Raw genomic sequence first — 13,741 nt, 5'->3', positions numbered from 1 at the left:
TTGGAGAGAATAGGAGAGATTATATGATGACAGAAAAATTGACAGAGTTTCGTATTGAAAGCAACAACATTTATTTACGCTTAGTGCAGGAGTCTGATCTGGAGGACTACTACGCATTTTTGCAAGATCCTCAAATGATTCGGCTGACTGGCTCACAAAAAGAGTTCACCCGCGACGAGATTGTGGATTGGATCAAGAAAATCAGTTTGATAAACGAGGATCGTATTGATTTAATCATCATGTTGAAGGAAACGGATGAGTTGCTGGGAGAAGTCGTCTTGAACGAAATCGATTCCATCAACCGTAGTGCGAATATACGCATCGGTATTCAAGGGACGCAACATCGCGGCAAAGGCTACGGCACGGAAGCCATGATCTCTATGCTTCGTTACGGTTTCGAAACGATGAAGTTACATCGAATCCACTTAGGAGTTTACACTTTTAATCCACGTGCCATCCATGTATACGAGAAAATTGGTTTCCTACGGGAGGGTATACAGCGGGACGCTATATATTTGGACGGAGAGTTTCACGATATGATGATTATGGCTATACTTGAAGATGATTTTCGCTCGTTACATGGAGTAGGTTAGGCCTGAATTATTCACATTACTTTGCAGAATTATTAATTATCTTAACTGCCATATATATTGGAATCAATGACTAAAAGGGGACGGGGACAATGGCGCAGGTTAAAGTATATGGTTTGAAGGAGTTTATGAAACCCAAACAAACCCTTCTTTCGGAAGTTATTCATTCATGCATTATTGATGCATTTCAATATCCTGTGAAGAAGAAGTTCCACCGATTTTTCAATCTGGAAAGGGAAGACTTTATTTATCCAGAAGACAGATCGGATAGATATACCATAATTGAAATCAGCATTTTTGAAGGAAGATCCGTAGAGGCAAAAAAGATGTTGATCAAGTTATTGTTTGAGCGAATATATCATGAAGCTCAAATTGATATGAACGATTTGGAAATAACAATTTTCGAAACGCCAAAACATCAATGGGGAATTAGAGGACTACCAGGGGATGAGCTCCAACTGAACTATAATGTAAATGTGTAAAAGGAGATATGGATGACGAGTGTGACCCAAAATGACGATCGAGCTGTTTCAGGTATGCGCCTATCTCCCTTAGTTAAAGTAATATAAGGAAGATGGACGATTGAAAACCACTTATTTCTTATCCCAATTCCATACTTCGATACGCCCCAATCGGAATTCCCGGAACTGGGGTTGTTCTTTCAGCTTTTCTAGCTCCCGTACAGGACCTGTGACAGTCGCACCGTAAACCTGAACTTCATTTTTCAATAAAAAAGCAAGTCGCTCTTTATCTTGGTTCACACCGTTATATTCGATGTTGGTGGTCATCCATTCAAGTTCAGACATCATATTCTCTATATGCTCAGACATTTTGCTTTTATCTGCCGCCGCAAAATATAGCTGCCACGATGAAAGCTCATTATTATCTTCATACCCAGACGTTGGTCTAAGGTTTAAATATGGAACGTAATAATCCGTGCCCCCAGCAACCGAATGAGAAGTGTCGAAAGCTTTAAGTTCTCCTGCATATACGGGCATTCCTGTCGCTACAACATTATACTGCGCAAGCATTCCCATAAGATGCTCTGGTGACATTAACGTGTTTATAGAAAATGATAACTCTGCTACGTTTCCGTCTTCAATTTTACTTAACTGTTCAAGATCGCCTTCCTGTCGTTGTGTGTCTTTTATTGGTTTATCAAACATAATGGATGCCGGCAAAATAAATGCAGTATGACTGTTTTTATTCAAATAGGTACTCATATTCTCGATGGAATAGGTTAGCTCGCCAAACATGCTTTTTTTCGCTCGAATCTCTCCTGTAATGACCTGCCAATCCCCTACATTTCGATAAAGCTTAAGTGTTGCCTTTTGTGTCAGAAATGGGGAAACCTCGATTGTTGAATTTACGGGCCTTTCCACTCTAACGCCATTTTCGTGCAGCTCTACGATCGTAATGATTGATCTAATAAAAGTAGCATTTACACCTGAAGTATTAAAATAAATGTGAATGACAGAAATATAGACCGTATACAATAAAAATAATAGGATTACTGCAGATGCTGCATTTCTCAGCTTATTCATTCGTGTCCGCCATATCATTCGATTAAACTTCTTCTTACTCCATTTCGGAGGTTCAGTAATTAAATCCTCGTACCTGTGCACATCGGTTTCCTGCTTTTCAAACTCATCCTGCATCGTAGAAGCGCTCCTTCCCCTTGAGTCATATAACAGAAAATTTCCATGATCAAGAGATACGATTTTTTCTCATTATTATACTATAATTACATTCTAAGGGATGTATTGGTATAAAATAGAGTCAGGTATATGATCTATCTAATGGTCTCAGGCGGGGGCCATGATTAGAAGGGAGCAATCCTAGTGGAGTTAGAAAAAGAACTGAAAGAGATTAACGAAAGGCTGAATCAAGGATTGCTGATTGATGTTCGAATATCATTAATGAACAAAGAAAGAGGACACTGTATTGGAGTATTTAATTAAAGAGCTGATCACGTATTATTTTCATGAATCAATAGAAAAAATAGAATCGGTTCCATTTGGACTCACTAATTATTCTCAAGTACTTACGATAAATCATAAGAAATATGTTGCAAGAATATATGATAAGCACTCTAAAAATCTTGAGAAACTAAAGTTTGAAATCGAATTAACAACATTTTTGGAACAAGGTAATTTATCATTTAAGGTTCCAGGATTTTTAACAGCCAGTACCGGGGAAAAATACGTCAAGCTGTCGAATGGGCAATTAGGGTCCATGATGTATTTTATCGAGGGAGAAGTCCCGGACTTAACACAGATAACAGATGCACGTGAATATGGAAGAGCCGTTGGAGAACTCTCGGTTATATTCAAGGAATTCAAAACGAATTCGAATGTGAAAAAGCTGCAATTTCATGATATATATAACCTTCATCCATTAAGTAATGAAAGAGCTGTATATGATTTTTTGAATCAACCGCCTTTTGAAATAGATCGAAACCAACGGTCTATTTTAACGAATGCATTTCAAACGGTGATAAAGAATGAATTACTTATAGACTCCTTACCTAAGCAAATCATTCATCATGATCTGTTAATTTTTAATTTACTAATTGATCGTAACAAAAGAACGATGAATGGTGTTTTAGATTTTGACTTTGCTTCGCATGATGTTCGTGCTTTGGAGTTAGCCATTTGTATTAATCATCTTTTTCAAATTAACGATAGTTCACTCCCCTTGCTGCAACTATTCTTAGATGAGTATGCTCAATATATGACATTGACAGAAGAAGAAATTGAATGCATGCCCTTTTTAATGAAGATGTACTATGTAACACTAATAAGTATTTATATAGGGCAATATTATTCAGGGCAAGAGGTAGGAAATCATTTTCGATTCATACTGAATCAATTAGTTAGTAGAACAGAATGGTTAAAGCAGAATGAACATGGACTGCTGGAAACCTTAAAGTTGAGTTTTAAAGCAAAATGAAATATTAAGATTATGGAGAGAGGCTGAAGATACGATGGACGAAAAGATCCAGGAGCTTTTAAACATAATCCGGCAAAGATTCGACTTCGGTCGAGCTGAATTACTTAATAAAGTCTACTCAACCGTAAGGAAGTATATGTTGTATCAATCCGAAAAACCGTTATATTTACTGCGTGTATATGAATTGGATTCCCATGCTCGCCGCCTTGAGGAGTATCAATACCTGCGACAACACTATGATAATGGGGTGAAATGTCAAGAACCGGTTTTTTTTGAAGTTATCAAAGACCTGAAGCTTTGCTGTTTACTGCTTAGCTATACAGAAGGAGAAAGCGGTGAAGAGGTTCTGCCGTACTTGACACCCCAATCTCAATTCAAACAAGGAATAACCGCAGGGGAAGAGTTAAAAAAGATCCATATGATTATTCCTGTCATCCCCATAAACTGGGTTGAACGAAGATATGATAAATACATTCAGAAAAAAATGAAAGTGAAAGAACTGGGTATTCCATTTCATAAGCAGGCGTACATTGAACATTATATTGAGAATAATTTTGATTTGCTTAGCGATAGCTCCGTATGTTTCCAACACGATGACTTTCATCCATCAAACATGATTTTTAAAAGAGAGAAATTCGTTGGAGTTATAGATTTTAGCAGCTTTGACTGGGGTGATCCCTGGGAAGAATTTTTCAAGCTGCCGAAGTATACCTGTTTCATTAGCAAACGATTTGCTTATGGGCAAGTTCAAGGTTACTTTAATGGATCTATTCCGGAAGATTTTTGGTTGAAATATAATTTATTTGTTGCACTTAATCAACATGCAACATTAATTGGCGGATTCCAGAATCATAGGACCAAAGAGGCGCTGGATAAGATAGAACAAATCATTGAAACGCATGATTTTAGTAATGGCGGTCCTCCGGAATGGTACCAAGAAAATAAAGCAGTTATGGGGTAACATTATGAAAAATATGAATAATATCAAAGCAATCATCTTTGATCTAGATAACACAGTCCTCGATAGAACGAGTACGTTCAGTCAATTCACGAATTTATTTTTAAATACTTATTTTAATCACTTGGAATCAACTCAAGAGGTATTTGATCGAATCATTTTTCTTGATCAAGATGGGTATAAGGACAAAAATGAGTTATTTTCTGAGCTGATTGAAGAGTTACCATGGAAGGCGATGCCTCAGCATCACGAATTACTGGAATTCTATAAAACGGAGTATGTTAAGAGCGCGGTCTTGATGAATGAGGCAAGAGAAGTTATCACATATTTGCGAAAAAAATACAAAACGGGATTAATAACCAACGGAAAGACCTCCATACAATATGGAAAGATGGATACATTAGGAATTAGAGATCATTTTGATTTGATTATTGTATCGGAAGAGGCAGGAGTAAAGAAACCTGATCCGCGGATATTTGAGCTTGCACTAGACGGACTTCATTTAAGACCTGAGGAATGTATCTACATAGGAGATCATCCGGTTAACGACATTGAGGGAGCAGCTAAGATAGGCATGGAAACCATCTGGATTAAAGTCAATCAGCCATGGAAAGACGAACTAATGGCTAGACCTTTATATTCTATTGAAGAATTAAATGAATTATTGGAGCTGCTCTGAGAAATGGAATAGAGCAGCATAATTTTAGTACATAAACGGTTTATGACTGGACGGGAGGAAAGAAGATTTTATGAAAGTCTCGATTAGTTTGACTGACCATTCTACAAAATTTATTGCAAACAATCTTTACCCGTTATATTTGCATGATTTATCCGAGATATGGGGATGGAAACCCAATAAATATGGTGTTTATGAAGATGACGACACGTTGACTTTAAAAGATCAGAATAAGGTTTTCGATATATGGTGGGAGAAACCAGATGTGCTTTATCCCTATTTAATTCGAGTAGAGGGAATTCCCGCAGGTTTCGCGTTTGTAGCAACTCCACCATACACCCCTCATGGGAGTGAATTTTACTTGAATGAGTTTTTTATGTTAAGGCCGTTTCGAGGTAAAGGCATGGCTGAAGCTGCAGCGGTTCAAGTGTTTCATAGCCATATCGGTGCTTGGGAAATACAAACGAATCCTACAGATACCAATAAGAGAGCTCAATCATTCTGGAGAAAGACAATTCATAACTATATCCCTGGATCATACCATGAGGAGTTCGCCGAAACAAAGAATGACGGATACAAGTTGATTTTTCGATTTAATAACAGTCATTTATAGAAGATAAAAGCGCAGTAACTGAATGAAACGTTTAAAGATCTCATATGGGAGTTGTACTTCATGGAGCTATTAGCTGAGCTGTCTGACTTCGACGCAGGAGTCGGCCGCGTGACATTAAATAATAAGTATCAGCTTAGGAGGGCATCAAGAGCAGTAATCTTCAATGAATTCAATCAAATTGCTCTTCTGTTTGTATCAAAGCATAATTATCATAAATTACCTGGTGGAGGAATTGAGCAAGGAGAGAATGTAACAGAGGCGTTGATACGGGAAGCACTTGAAGAAGTTGGAGCTGAGATTAGCGTTCACTCCGAGGTCGGGGTCATTATTGAATATAGAGATAAACATGAAATGATGCAATTATCTTACTGTTTTCTAGCTAGTCTTGAGAAGATCAAAGAGGTTCCATCATATACAGAAGAAGAAAAGTCTAATGGCTTTGCCTTGAAATGGGTTGATATGGAGGAGGCCCTAGCTCTTCTTAATGATGATAGACCGAAGGATTATGTAGGTAAGCTCATTCGAAAGAGAGATTATATATTTTTGACAAAAGCAAAGGAGCTAATCATGAATGCGAATGGAGAAAAGAAATGGAACAAGTCATAGTCTCTGAATATGACCCGCAATGGGCTAATGAATTTGTACTAGAAAAAGCTAAAATCATGAATGCATTAGGTGAACTTTTATTGGGCATAGAGCATATTGGAAGTACCTCCGTTCCTGGATTAGGAGCAAAACCGATCATAGATATCATGGTGGGTATAAACGAATTGGATGAATTGAATCAACCACATATGACTGATTTAGCTCGAATAGGATATCAATTTATCAACCATGCGAACTTTCCGGAGAGAAGATTTTTTCGCAGAGGGGAATGGCGAGCAGGTACACATCATTTACACATTTATCAATACAAGGGTGACAACTGGAACGAGAATTTATTATTCCGGAATTATCTCATCAATCATCCTGAAGCTTTGACTGAATATATCAAACTGAAGAAGGACTTAGAGAAACGATACAAGAACGATCGGGTTAAGTATACGGAAGCTAAAGGGCCATTCATTCGTAAGATTATTGAACAAGCAATAATGGAGAATAAGTGAAAACCCGGGAGGTAATTATGACGCATGATTTTTATTGTGATGAAGTTTTAAACGGAAAAACACAAGTTAACAAAGTAATGGAGACGGACAATGTTCTGGCTTATCATCACACTAGACCGTTCTATGAACATCATATTGTAGTTATCCCCAAGATTCATGTGCAATCTTTGATATCTGAAGAAGAAGAAAATAATGATAGCCTCTTATTAGAATTAATGAAGGTTGTTAAAAGAGTTGCATCAGAAATGACAATGAAAACCGGATCCTCAAAGATTATTACCAACTTAGGAACGTACCAAGACTCAAAACATTTTCACTGGCATGTGGTAAGTGGTGAGAAAGTCAGATAGAGAGTTTTTTGTGAGAAGAACAGTAAGTATCAAATGAAGGAGATAACTTATGCATAATTATGGTGAACCGAATGGTTTTATGGGCTTCATAAGTGAATTACCCTTGTTTTTCAAGTTATTCGGAGGGGTATTAGTAACGTTTGTGGTAGTAATCTTTTTGGTTGTTATCATTAAAGGACTAAAAACTTGGACTTCAAACAATAACTCTGAAGTTCTAAGAAGAAGATGTAAGGTCGTTGATAAGAGAACGGAAGTATGGGGTGGATCGGGCGAATCGAGTGCCAGTACGAATTACTATATTACTTTTGAATTTGAGGACAACAGCCGAAAAGAATTGTATGTAAAAGATAATCAATTTGGGATGATTGTTGTTGGAGACATCGGAGAATTAACCTTTCAAGGAAGTAGATTCAAAGAATTTAGCAGAATAAATGAACAAGGCAGCTCACAATTGTAAATAGGAGAGAATAATAATTTCGTTATTGCCTGGAGGAACTTATGTCTAATCATTCCGAGATCAATCAAAGCATAAAAATTGGAAGGAGAATACAGTGAAAAGGGGAGTCCTATCCGTTATTTTATCATTCTTTATCATTGGAATATCATCATATAAATTATGGTCATTATATCAACCGAGAGTGGGTCCGGTGGGTGATGGTTATCCTGATTATGCTTATACCTCAATGTATATAGGGATAATTTTAGGGATTTGTTGTTTAATACTTGGAATAATTCATATCATAGTCGAGAAAATGAAAATAAAGGAGCAAAGCAATAAGAATAGACCTCCAAAATGAACACAGGGGAATAAAGAATGTACCAATTTAGGAGAGGCTCCAATGAACTCGAAACAACGTGTTGAGATGAGGGTGGATTCAAAACCGGGTTTGAAGAAATACATAGAAATCGGGTATGGAAACAGATGGTTTGTTAGAACCGAGATTGAAAACAAGGACGGAACCGAAACGGAAATCAGAGGGATGATAACGCCATTTAAATTACTGTCCATTTATCTACGGATATGGATTGGCTATAAAGTATTAGTTATTGATTTGAAGGAAGGCATAAAAATCAGTACAAAGCCGAAAAAATGTATCAAGTTCATATTGGGGTTTTACGGGATATAGCATCCGCTGAATAGATCCCTCATACGTTGCCTTTTTTATCAACATCTATTAAAATAGACCAGACCATTTAGTTAAGAAAGGAGGCAAAAAGTCATGGAAGCTGTTTTCAGAAGTATAGAATTAGAAGTGAAGTCATATTTACATCTAGGAGATTTGCTTACAACGGGATTAGTCTGCCCATTTTTAAGCCAATTTCATATTGAGAACAGCAACCGGAAGCTTTTTGTCTTTTGAAGATCCTTCATTTGTTTGTGGATTTTGATTAAATACGAAGCAATTACTAGGGCGCCGGTTTTATAAGGCGTTTTTTTGTGTTCTAAAAGAAGAAAAATTGAGATGAATATGTATAAATGGAATCTTATTGGATGATGTCTAATTGTAGAAAGGGTGAGACAATTGCTTAAGAATCTTAGGCAATATAGGAACGTTTCAGTGTTTCAAGCGCTTCTAAGTTAAAAAAATTTAGAAGCGAGGAATATGATATGGAAAATCAAAAAATATTTAATAAATCATTTCTTTTTTTGTTGATCAGTAACCTTGCCGTTTTTATTGGGTTTGAAATGCTGCTTCCTATTTTGCCGGCTTATTTGATAAGTCTTCATGCGACTACCATTCAAGTGGGTTTGGTGACAACGTTATTTACTGTAGGCGCTGTACTCATCAGGCCTTTGGTAGGATTCTATTTCATTGATAACCAGCGTAAAGCTCTAGCCATTGGCGCTACTGTGGTTTTAATGAGTATTACATTCGTGTATCCTTTCCTGAATATATTATGGCTTTATTTATTGTTACGATTTTTTCATGGCATTGCATGGGGCGTATCAACAACAGCTAATGGTACAATTGCAGTCGATCTGATTCCTAAAACTCGGTTAGGAGAAGGAATGGGGTATTTCTCTATTTCAACGACTGTGGGGGCTATCATCGCACCGAGTTTAGGTATATTTATATATGACTCATTTTCCTTTGACATCTTAATTTGGTCATCCGTAATTCTTAGTCTAACGGCAGTCATTGCGCTTCAATTTTTGCATTCGCCTGCTCCAGTAAAGAGGGAGAAACCGCCATTTCAATTTTTAAAAATGATTTTTGAAAAAGATGCGTGGTTTCCTGCATTACTGTCGGTCATTACCACATTTGCTTATGGGGCGATTGTTACATTCTTAGTTCTTTTCGGAAAACAAAAGGGGTTAGAGCATATTTTTCTGTTCTTCCTTATTAATGCCGTGGTTTCAACTGTATTACGTCCGTTTACCGGAAGATGGTATGACAAAAAGGGACCTTGGATTATCATCATTGTGGCGGCTATGTCAGGGTTCTTGTCACTCGTTATCCTGTCTTATGCAACAAATGATTTTCATCTTATTGTTGGTGCGATTCTGTTCGGTGCAGGCTATGGAACTGTCTCTCCATGCTTGCAAACATGGGCAGTTCAAAAGGTAAGTGAAGAAAAAAGCGGTGCAGCGAATGCGACGTTTTATTCCAGTTTTGATGTTGGTATTGGAATTAGCGCATTTATATTAGGTATTTTAGCTGAGTGGGTTAGTTTAGAGATGATCTTTCGCATGGTCAGTCTAAGTTTTATTGTTGTTGCTGTGTTGGTCTATAAGGATTATTTAAATGAAAAGGGAAGACATAAATAATCCGAATTAAAAACAAATCCACTTCTATGTTCATAGAGGTGGATTTGTTATGATTGAAATATTCGATTCTGGGAGCTAGAGTGAAGAAAAATAAAATGATTAGGGGGAACAAGGATGACAATGCCGACCCATATCGTAGCCGCAGGTGGAATCGTAGAAAATGAACTAGGTCAGATTCTTTTAGTAAAGACACAACATGGTGGTTGGGTTTTTCCCGGTGGACAAGTAGAGGTTGGTGAAAATTTGGTGGATGCATTATGTAGAGAAATAGAAGAGGAGAGCGGTATTATTGCCATAGTATCCCACATGATTGGGGTTTATTCAAACACGGGAATATATAAATGGCATGATGGAATAACCGATGTGCCTACAAAGTTGATGCTGGATTTTGTATGTAAGCCAGTGGGCGGAGAATTATGTACTTCAGAGGAAACATCGGAAAGCTGCTGGATTGATAAAGGAAAAGTGCTTGATATGGTGACTGCACCTGCCATTCGTACCCGATATCAAGTTTATTTGGATTTTGATGGACAGATTCAGTACATGGATTATGTCACCAAGCCACAATTTGAAGTGAAAATGCATAAGACTATATCCGAAAAGCAATGAAATCACAGACATAATGAGGTGTCCCGCTTGATCATCGTCGAAACCGAAATTCTCATTGATCTACCTATAGATGCTTGTTTTGATCTAGCAAGGGATATCACGGTACACACCCAAACGGTGTGGAAGCATACAAGGGAAAGGGCAATTGGGGGAACGACCGAAGGCATGATTGGTGAAGAAGGAGTTGTAACCTTCCAAGCTACCTATTTTCTGATTAGACAAAAGCTTACATCAAAAATCGCTCATTATAAGCGACCATATGTTTTCGTGGATGTAATGATGAAGGGGGCATTTAAGAGTTTAAGACATGAGCATACTTTTGAAGAGGTTAACCGAAAGACATTAATGAAGGATAAGTTGATTCTTGAAGCCCCATTCGGAATCCTAGGCTGGATCACGGAGAGATTAATATTAAAGAAATACATGAAGAGTTTTCTGGAGCACCGAAACAATCAATTAAAGCTGGTGGCTGAATCAATACATGACCGTACCTAACCGGCCAAAAAGGTGGATCGCAGGATCCACCCGGGTTTCCTCTTAACCTTCTAATGTCTACACGCTGAAACAGCCGGCTCTTTTCCTTGATAATTCCTACAGCTCGTCGAGAAACTTCTTTACAACGCGATAAAATCCCTCCAGATCATCGGAATGGACGCCGTGACCGCATTCTGCAAAAACTTCAAGCTTGGTGTTGGGTCTTCTGGATACCATAAGCTCAGCATGATTTGCATCCATGACGAAGCTTTTTTTACCGTGAATCAGCAAAATAGGGCAAGTCGAGGACATCCAATCCTCCCACCAAGCTCCGTTGATGTGTTGTTGGGAAATGCTCATCCCTGCTAGATCTGAACGAAATCCCCAGCCTGCCTCATCTTCAAATACGCTTTCAGAAAAATAATCAATGGCTTTAAGCCCTGCTTGCAGGAGCGAGTCTCTTAATTCCTTTAGAGAAGAGGATCGTGTAGGAAGCATTTCGGCAAAGTTCAGGTTACTGTTTATTTCAACGCCAATGTCTTCCACAATTACAGCGTTGACAAGCTCAGGATACCGGGCTGCAAACTGGTAGGCGTTGACACCACCTAAAGAATGACCCAACAACGTAACAGGTGTTTCACCAAGCTCTTGGCATATAAAATGATGAATATCGGCCAAATAACCTTCTCTTGAATAATCCTTCTCAGGAGCATGCTCACTCCAGCCATGTCCACGCTGGTCCAAAGCGATAACATGCCATTCAGGAAATTTGTAAGCTAGTTCCGAAAAGGTTCTTGCGTTGCCCATGTGACCATGCAGCATAAGTAGTATATTTGGATTTTCTCCGCCAAAATCAAGATAAGAAAGCTTTAAAGTACCTGATGTAAAATACTTTCTGACTGGCAAACGACTGTGATGTGAATGCAGCATATGGTTGTTACCTCCTAGTAGGTTAGTAAAAGTTAACTCGATTGCAATCTGGCTTTTACAGGTTATCCGGAATACAAGTTCATTTCCTTCACGCCATGCGCTCAGGCTGGACTTGAAATTCATTTTAAATGATAATAGTGACAAGTATTGTCATAATCATAAATAACGGAGTAAAAGCGATGTCTAAATCCAAAAGACTTATGGAACTAATGATGACCGTTAATCGGAAACGTAAGTTTACAGTGAAGGAGCTCGCACAAGAGTATGGGGTGTCATCGCGAACGATTCTCAGGGATTTGCAGGAATTAAGTGAATTGGGAGTTCCTTTATATTCGGAAGTAGGGCCGCATGGGGGCTACCAAGTGTTAAGGGAGAGAACCTTGCCACCTATAGCGTTCACCGAGGAGGAAGCTGTTTCGATATTTTTTGCGATCCATGCTTTACGTCACTATTCTTCCCTTCCTTTTGAGACGGAATCAACTGCGGCATTAAGCAAGTTTTATTACTACATGTCCGGCGACACCCGGGATCGTATTGATCAAATGAAAAATCGTGTTGATTTTGTGACGCCGGAAAGGCAGGTCACTGCACCGCATTTATCCATATTGCTAGACGCTGCTATTCAGCAGAAAGTCCTGACCGTTGAATATGAATCAAAAGACAATCAAACGAGCAGGGAAATACAGCCTATTGGAATTTATACAAGGAATGGATTGTGGTACTGTCCTGCTTATTCTTTTCGAAATCATGAAATCCGTGTGTTTCGATGCGATCGAATACATTCTGTTGACCTTTCGGAAAAGGCACCGATGGATATTCGGCATATCCACCTAGAGAATAGAGAATTGATCCGCCAAGTAGATCAGGAGTATGTCCATCTTTTCGCGGAATTGACCAAAGACGGTGTTCTGACGTATGAGTCTGAGCCATGGCCTGTGCTTAAGCTTCAGACCCGTGAGGATGGTACCGGTTGGCTGGAAGGAAATATATTAAAGAGCGACATTCCGTTCTTTGCACAATTTTTTATTGGTTTGGGCTTAAAAGTTACTGTGGAGAATCCTCCAGAGCTTCTGAGCTGCATCCAAAAAATTCTGTCCGAGCTCATGTCCAAATATGATCAACAGACCATGAACCGAAGAAAGGGCATCACATGAATAATGAAATCATTGTTGCACCCTACAATCCTGAATGGGCGATTGAGTTCAATGAGATCGCATATAGAATCCGAAATGCACTTCAAGACATTGCACTAAGAATAGATCACATCGGATCAACAGCGGTAGTTGGGCTGGATGCAAAACCGATCATTGATATCCAAATATCTGTCCAGGCATTAGAGCCCGTTGGCGTCTACCAAACACAAATGGAAGGCTTGGGGTACATTTTTAGAGCAGATAACATGGAAAGAACCAAAAGATATTTTAGAGAAGGCAGCGGAACGCGAAGAACCCACATTCATATCAGAGAAGCTGGAAGTTTCTCTGAACAATTTGCCTTATTGTTTAGGGATTACTTACGGAGTCATGCGGAGGACGCGCAAAAATATGCTGAACTCAAGTATACTCTCATGAAATTGTATCAACAGGATCGGCATCGGTATGTCGAAGAAAAAGAGCCTTTCATATGGGAGATAATGAGAAGGGCAAGTCAGTGGAGCCAAGATATCGGATGGAGGCCCGATAGGTCGGATATGTAGCGTCTATAGACACTTTG

Annotated in this window: 18 protein-coding genes; 16 read left to right on the top strand and 2 right to left on the bottom strand. The window is 38.6% G+C overall.

What is annotated here, in order from left to right; genetic code table 11:
* The first annotated feature begins 23 nt into the window (after positions 1–23).
* Positions 24–593 (top strand): GNAT family N-acetyltransferase, encoded by a 570-nt coding sequence (locus KJS65_RS11555; protein ID WP_244864495.1) that lies wholly within the window; start codon positions 24–26, stop codon positions 591–593.
* A gap of 89 nt (positions 594–682) precedes the next feature.
* Entirely contained in the window at positions 683–1,072 is a 390-nt protein-coding gene (locus tag KJS65_RS11550; protein WP_213649948.1) for a tautomerase family protein, read from the top strand.
* A gap of 111 nt (positions 1,073–1,183) precedes the next feature.
* Here KJS65_RS11550 and KJS65_RS11545 read toward each other — a convergent pair whose 3' ends face one another.
* Positions 1,184–2,248, bottom strand: coding sequence for an anti sigma factor C-terminal domain-containing protein (locus KJS65_RS11545; RefSeq protein WP_244864494.1), 1,065 nt, complete (start codon positions 2,246–2,248; stop codon positions 1,184–1,186).
* Between the two features lie 286 nt (positions 2,249–2,534).
* Here KJS65_RS11545 and KJS65_RS11540 point away from each other — a divergent pair, with 286 nt between their 5' ends.
* The 12 genes from KJS65_RS11540 (at position 2,535) to KJS65_RS11485 (ending at position 11,119) form a co-directional block, all read left to right on the top strand.
* Positions 2,535–3,542, top strand: a complete 1,008-nt coding sequence (locus KJS65_RS11540) for a phosphotransferase (RefSeq protein ID WP_213649947.1) — start codon at positions 2,535–2,537, stop codon at positions 3,540–3,542.
* Positions 3,543–3,576: 34 nt separating this feature from the next.
* Positions 3,577–4,503: an aminoglycoside phosphotransferase family protein gene (locus tag KJS65_RS11535; RefSeq protein ID WP_213649946.1), complete on the top strand. Its 927-nt coding sequence runs from the start codon at positions 3,577–3,579 to the stop codon at positions 4,501–4,503.
* 4 nt (positions 4,504–4,507) lie between these two features.
* Positions 4,508–5,179, top strand: a complete 672-nt coding sequence (locus KJS65_RS11530; protein ID WP_244864493.1) for an HAD family hydrolase — start codon at positions 4,508–4,510, stop codon at positions 5,177–5,179.
* Positions 5,180–5,249: 70 nt separating this feature from the next.
* The gene (locus KJS65_RS11525; RefSeq protein ID WP_213649945.1) at positions 5,250–5,789 is read left to right on the top strand and encodes a GNAT family N-acetyltransferase; all 540 of its coding nucleotides are present in this window, start codon (positions 5,250–5,252) and stop codon (positions 5,787–5,789) included.
* A gap of 60 nt (positions 5,790–5,849) precedes the next feature.
* A complete protein-coding gene (locus KJS65_RS11520; RefSeq protein ID WP_213649944.1) occupies positions 5,850–6,395 on the top strand; it encodes an NUDIX domain-containing protein in 546 nt (181 codons plus the stop codon).
* Positions 6,380–6,895: a GrpB family protein gene (locus tag KJS65_RS11515; protein WP_213649943.1), complete on the top strand. Its 516-nt coding sequence runs from the start codon at positions 6,380–6,382 to the stop codon at positions 6,893–6,895. Before KJS65_RS11520 ends, KJS65_RS11515 begins: the two co-directional genes overlap by 16 nt.
* Positions 6,896–6,912: 17 nt before the next feature.
* Complete coding sequence (locus tag KJS65_RS11510) at positions 6,913–7,245, top strand: HIT family protein (RefSeq protein ID WP_213649942.1); 333 nt, start codon at positions 6,913–6,915, stop codon at positions 7,243–7,245.
* A gap of 49 nt (positions 7,246–7,294) precedes the next feature.
* Positions 7,295–7,702, top strand: coding sequence for a DUF2500 domain-containing protein (locus KJS65_RS11505; protein WP_213649941.1), 408 nt, complete (start codon positions 7,295–7,297; stop codon positions 7,700–7,702).
* Positions 7,703–8,084: 382 nt separating this feature from the next.
* Complete coding sequence (locus KJS65_RS11500; protein ID WP_374706153.1) at positions 8,085–8,372, top strand: DUF3977 family protein; 288 nt, start codon at positions 8,085–8,087, stop codon at positions 8,370–8,372.
* Between the two features lie 482 nt (positions 8,373–8,854).
* Positions 8,855–10,015, top strand: coding sequence for an MFS transporter (locus KJS65_RS11495; RefSeq protein ID WP_213649940.1), 1,161 nt, complete (start codon positions 8,855–8,857; stop codon positions 10,013–10,015).
* A gap of 114 nt (positions 10,016–10,129) precedes the next feature.
* Positions 10,130–10,624: an NUDIX hydrolase gene (locus KJS65_RS11490; protein WP_213649939.1), complete on the top strand. Its 495-nt coding sequence runs from the start codon at positions 10,130–10,132 to the stop codon at positions 10,622–10,624.
* Positions 10,625–10,651: 27 nt separating this feature from the next.
* On the top strand, positions 10,652–11,119 hold the full coding sequence (locus tag KJS65_RS11485) for an SRPBCC family protein (RefSeq protein ID WP_213649938.1): 468 nt from the start codon (positions 10,652–10,654) through the stop codon (positions 11,117–11,119).
* Positions 11,120–11,215: 96 nt separating this feature from the next.
* Here the strand turns inward: KJS65_RS11485 and KJS65_RS11480 are convergent, their stop codons facing one another.
* The gene (locus KJS65_RS11480) at positions 11,216–12,028 is read right to left on the bottom strand and encodes an alpha/beta fold hydrolase (protein WP_213649937.1); all 813 of its coding nucleotides are present in this window, start codon (positions 12,026–12,028) and stop codon (positions 11,216–11,218) included.
* A 179-nt stretch (positions 12,029–12,207) separates the two neighbouring features.
* On the opposite strand from KJS65_RS11480, the gene KJS65_RS11475 reads away from it, so the two are divergent.
* Together KJS65_RS11475 and KJS65_RS11470 are read left to right on the top strand one after the other, a co-directional pair.
* Positions 12,208–13,182, top strand: a complete 975-nt coding sequence (locus KJS65_RS11475; protein ID WP_213649936.1) for a helix-turn-helix transcriptional regulator — start codon at positions 12,208–12,210, stop codon at positions 13,180–13,182.
* Positions 13,179–13,724, top strand: a complete 546-nt coding sequence (locus tag KJS65_RS11470; protein ID WP_213649935.1) for a GrpB family protein — start codon at positions 13,179–13,181, stop codon at positions 13,722–13,724. Before KJS65_RS11475 ends, KJS65_RS11470 begins: the two co-directional genes overlap by 4 nt.
* Positions 13,725–13,741 lie beyond the last annotated feature (17 nt).

This window comes from Paenibacillus sp. J23TS9 (assembly GCF_018403225.1).
Lineage (GTDB): Bacteria > Bacillota > Bacilli > Paenibacillales > Paenibacillaceae > Paenibacillus_AQ.
The sequence above is the reverse complement of the archived record's forward strand: the minus strand, read 5'-3'. Positions and strand labels throughout refer to the sequence as shown.

Excerpts from the sequence above, each read along its gene's own strand:
- KJS65_RS11470 (WP_213649935.1), top strand. The coding sequence starts at position 13,179 with ATGAATAATGAAATCATTGTTGCACCCTACAATCCTGAATGGGCGATT.
- KJS65_RS11545 (WP_244864494.1), bottom strand. The coding sequence starts at position 2,248 with ATGCAGGATGAGTTTGAAAAGCAGGAAACCGATGTGCACAGGTACGAG.
- KJS65_RS11550 (WP_213649948.1), top strand. The coding sequence starts at position 683 with ATGGCGCAGGTTAAAGTATATGGTTTGAAGGAGTTTATGAAACCCAAA.
- KJS65_RS11555 (WP_244864495.1), top strand. The coding sequence starts at position 24 with ATGATGACAGAAAAATTGACAGAGTTTCGTATTGAAAGCAACAACATT.
- KJS65_RS11475 (WP_213649936.1), top strand. The coding sequence starts at position 12,208 with ATGTCTAAATCCAAAAGACTTATGGAACTAATGATGACCGTTAATCGG.
- KJS65_RS11490 (WP_213649939.1), top strand. The coding sequence starts at position 10,130 with ATGACAATGCCGACCCATATCGTAGCCGCAGGTGGAATCGTAGAAAAT.
- KJS65_RS11480 (WP_213649937.1), bottom strand. The coding sequence starts at position 12,028 with ATGCTGCATTCACATCACAGTCGTTTGCCAGTCAGAAAGTATTTTACA.
- KJS65_RS11495 (WP_213649940.1), top strand. The coding sequence starts at position 8,855 with ATGGAAAATCAAAAAATATTTAATAAATCATTTCTTTTTTTGTTGATC.
- KJS65_RS11535 (WP_213649946.1), top strand. The coding sequence starts at position 3,577 with ATGGACGAAAAGATCCAGGAGCTTTTAAACATAATCCGGCAAAGATTC.
- KJS65_RS11505 (WP_213649941.1), top strand. The coding sequence starts at position 7,295 with ATGCATAATTATGGTGAACCGAATGGTTTTATGGGCTTCATAAGTGAA.
- KJS65_RS11515 (WP_213649943.1), top strand. The coding sequence starts at position 6,380 with ATGGAACAAGTCATAGTCTCTGAATATGACCCGCAATGGGCTAATGAA.
- KJS65_RS11530 (WP_244864493.1), top strand. The coding sequence starts at position 4,508 with ATGAAAAATATGAATAATATCAAAGCAATCATCTTTGATCTAGATAAC.
- KJS65_RS11500 (WP_374706153.1), top strand. The coding sequence starts at position 8,085 with ATGAACTCGAAACAACGTGTTGAGATGAGGGTGGATTCAAAACCGGGT.
- KJS65_RS11510 (WP_213649942.1), top strand. The coding sequence starts at position 6,913 with ATGACGCATGATTTTTATTGTGATGAAGTTTTAAACGGAAAAACACAA.
- KJS65_RS11520 (WP_213649944.1), top strand. The coding sequence starts at position 5,850 with ATGGAGCTATTAGCTGAGCTGTCTGACTTCGACGCAGGAGTCGGCCGC.
- KJS65_RS11525 (WP_213649945.1), top strand. The coding sequence starts at position 5,250 with ATGAAAGTCTCGATTAGTTTGACTGACCATTCTACAAAATTTATTGCA.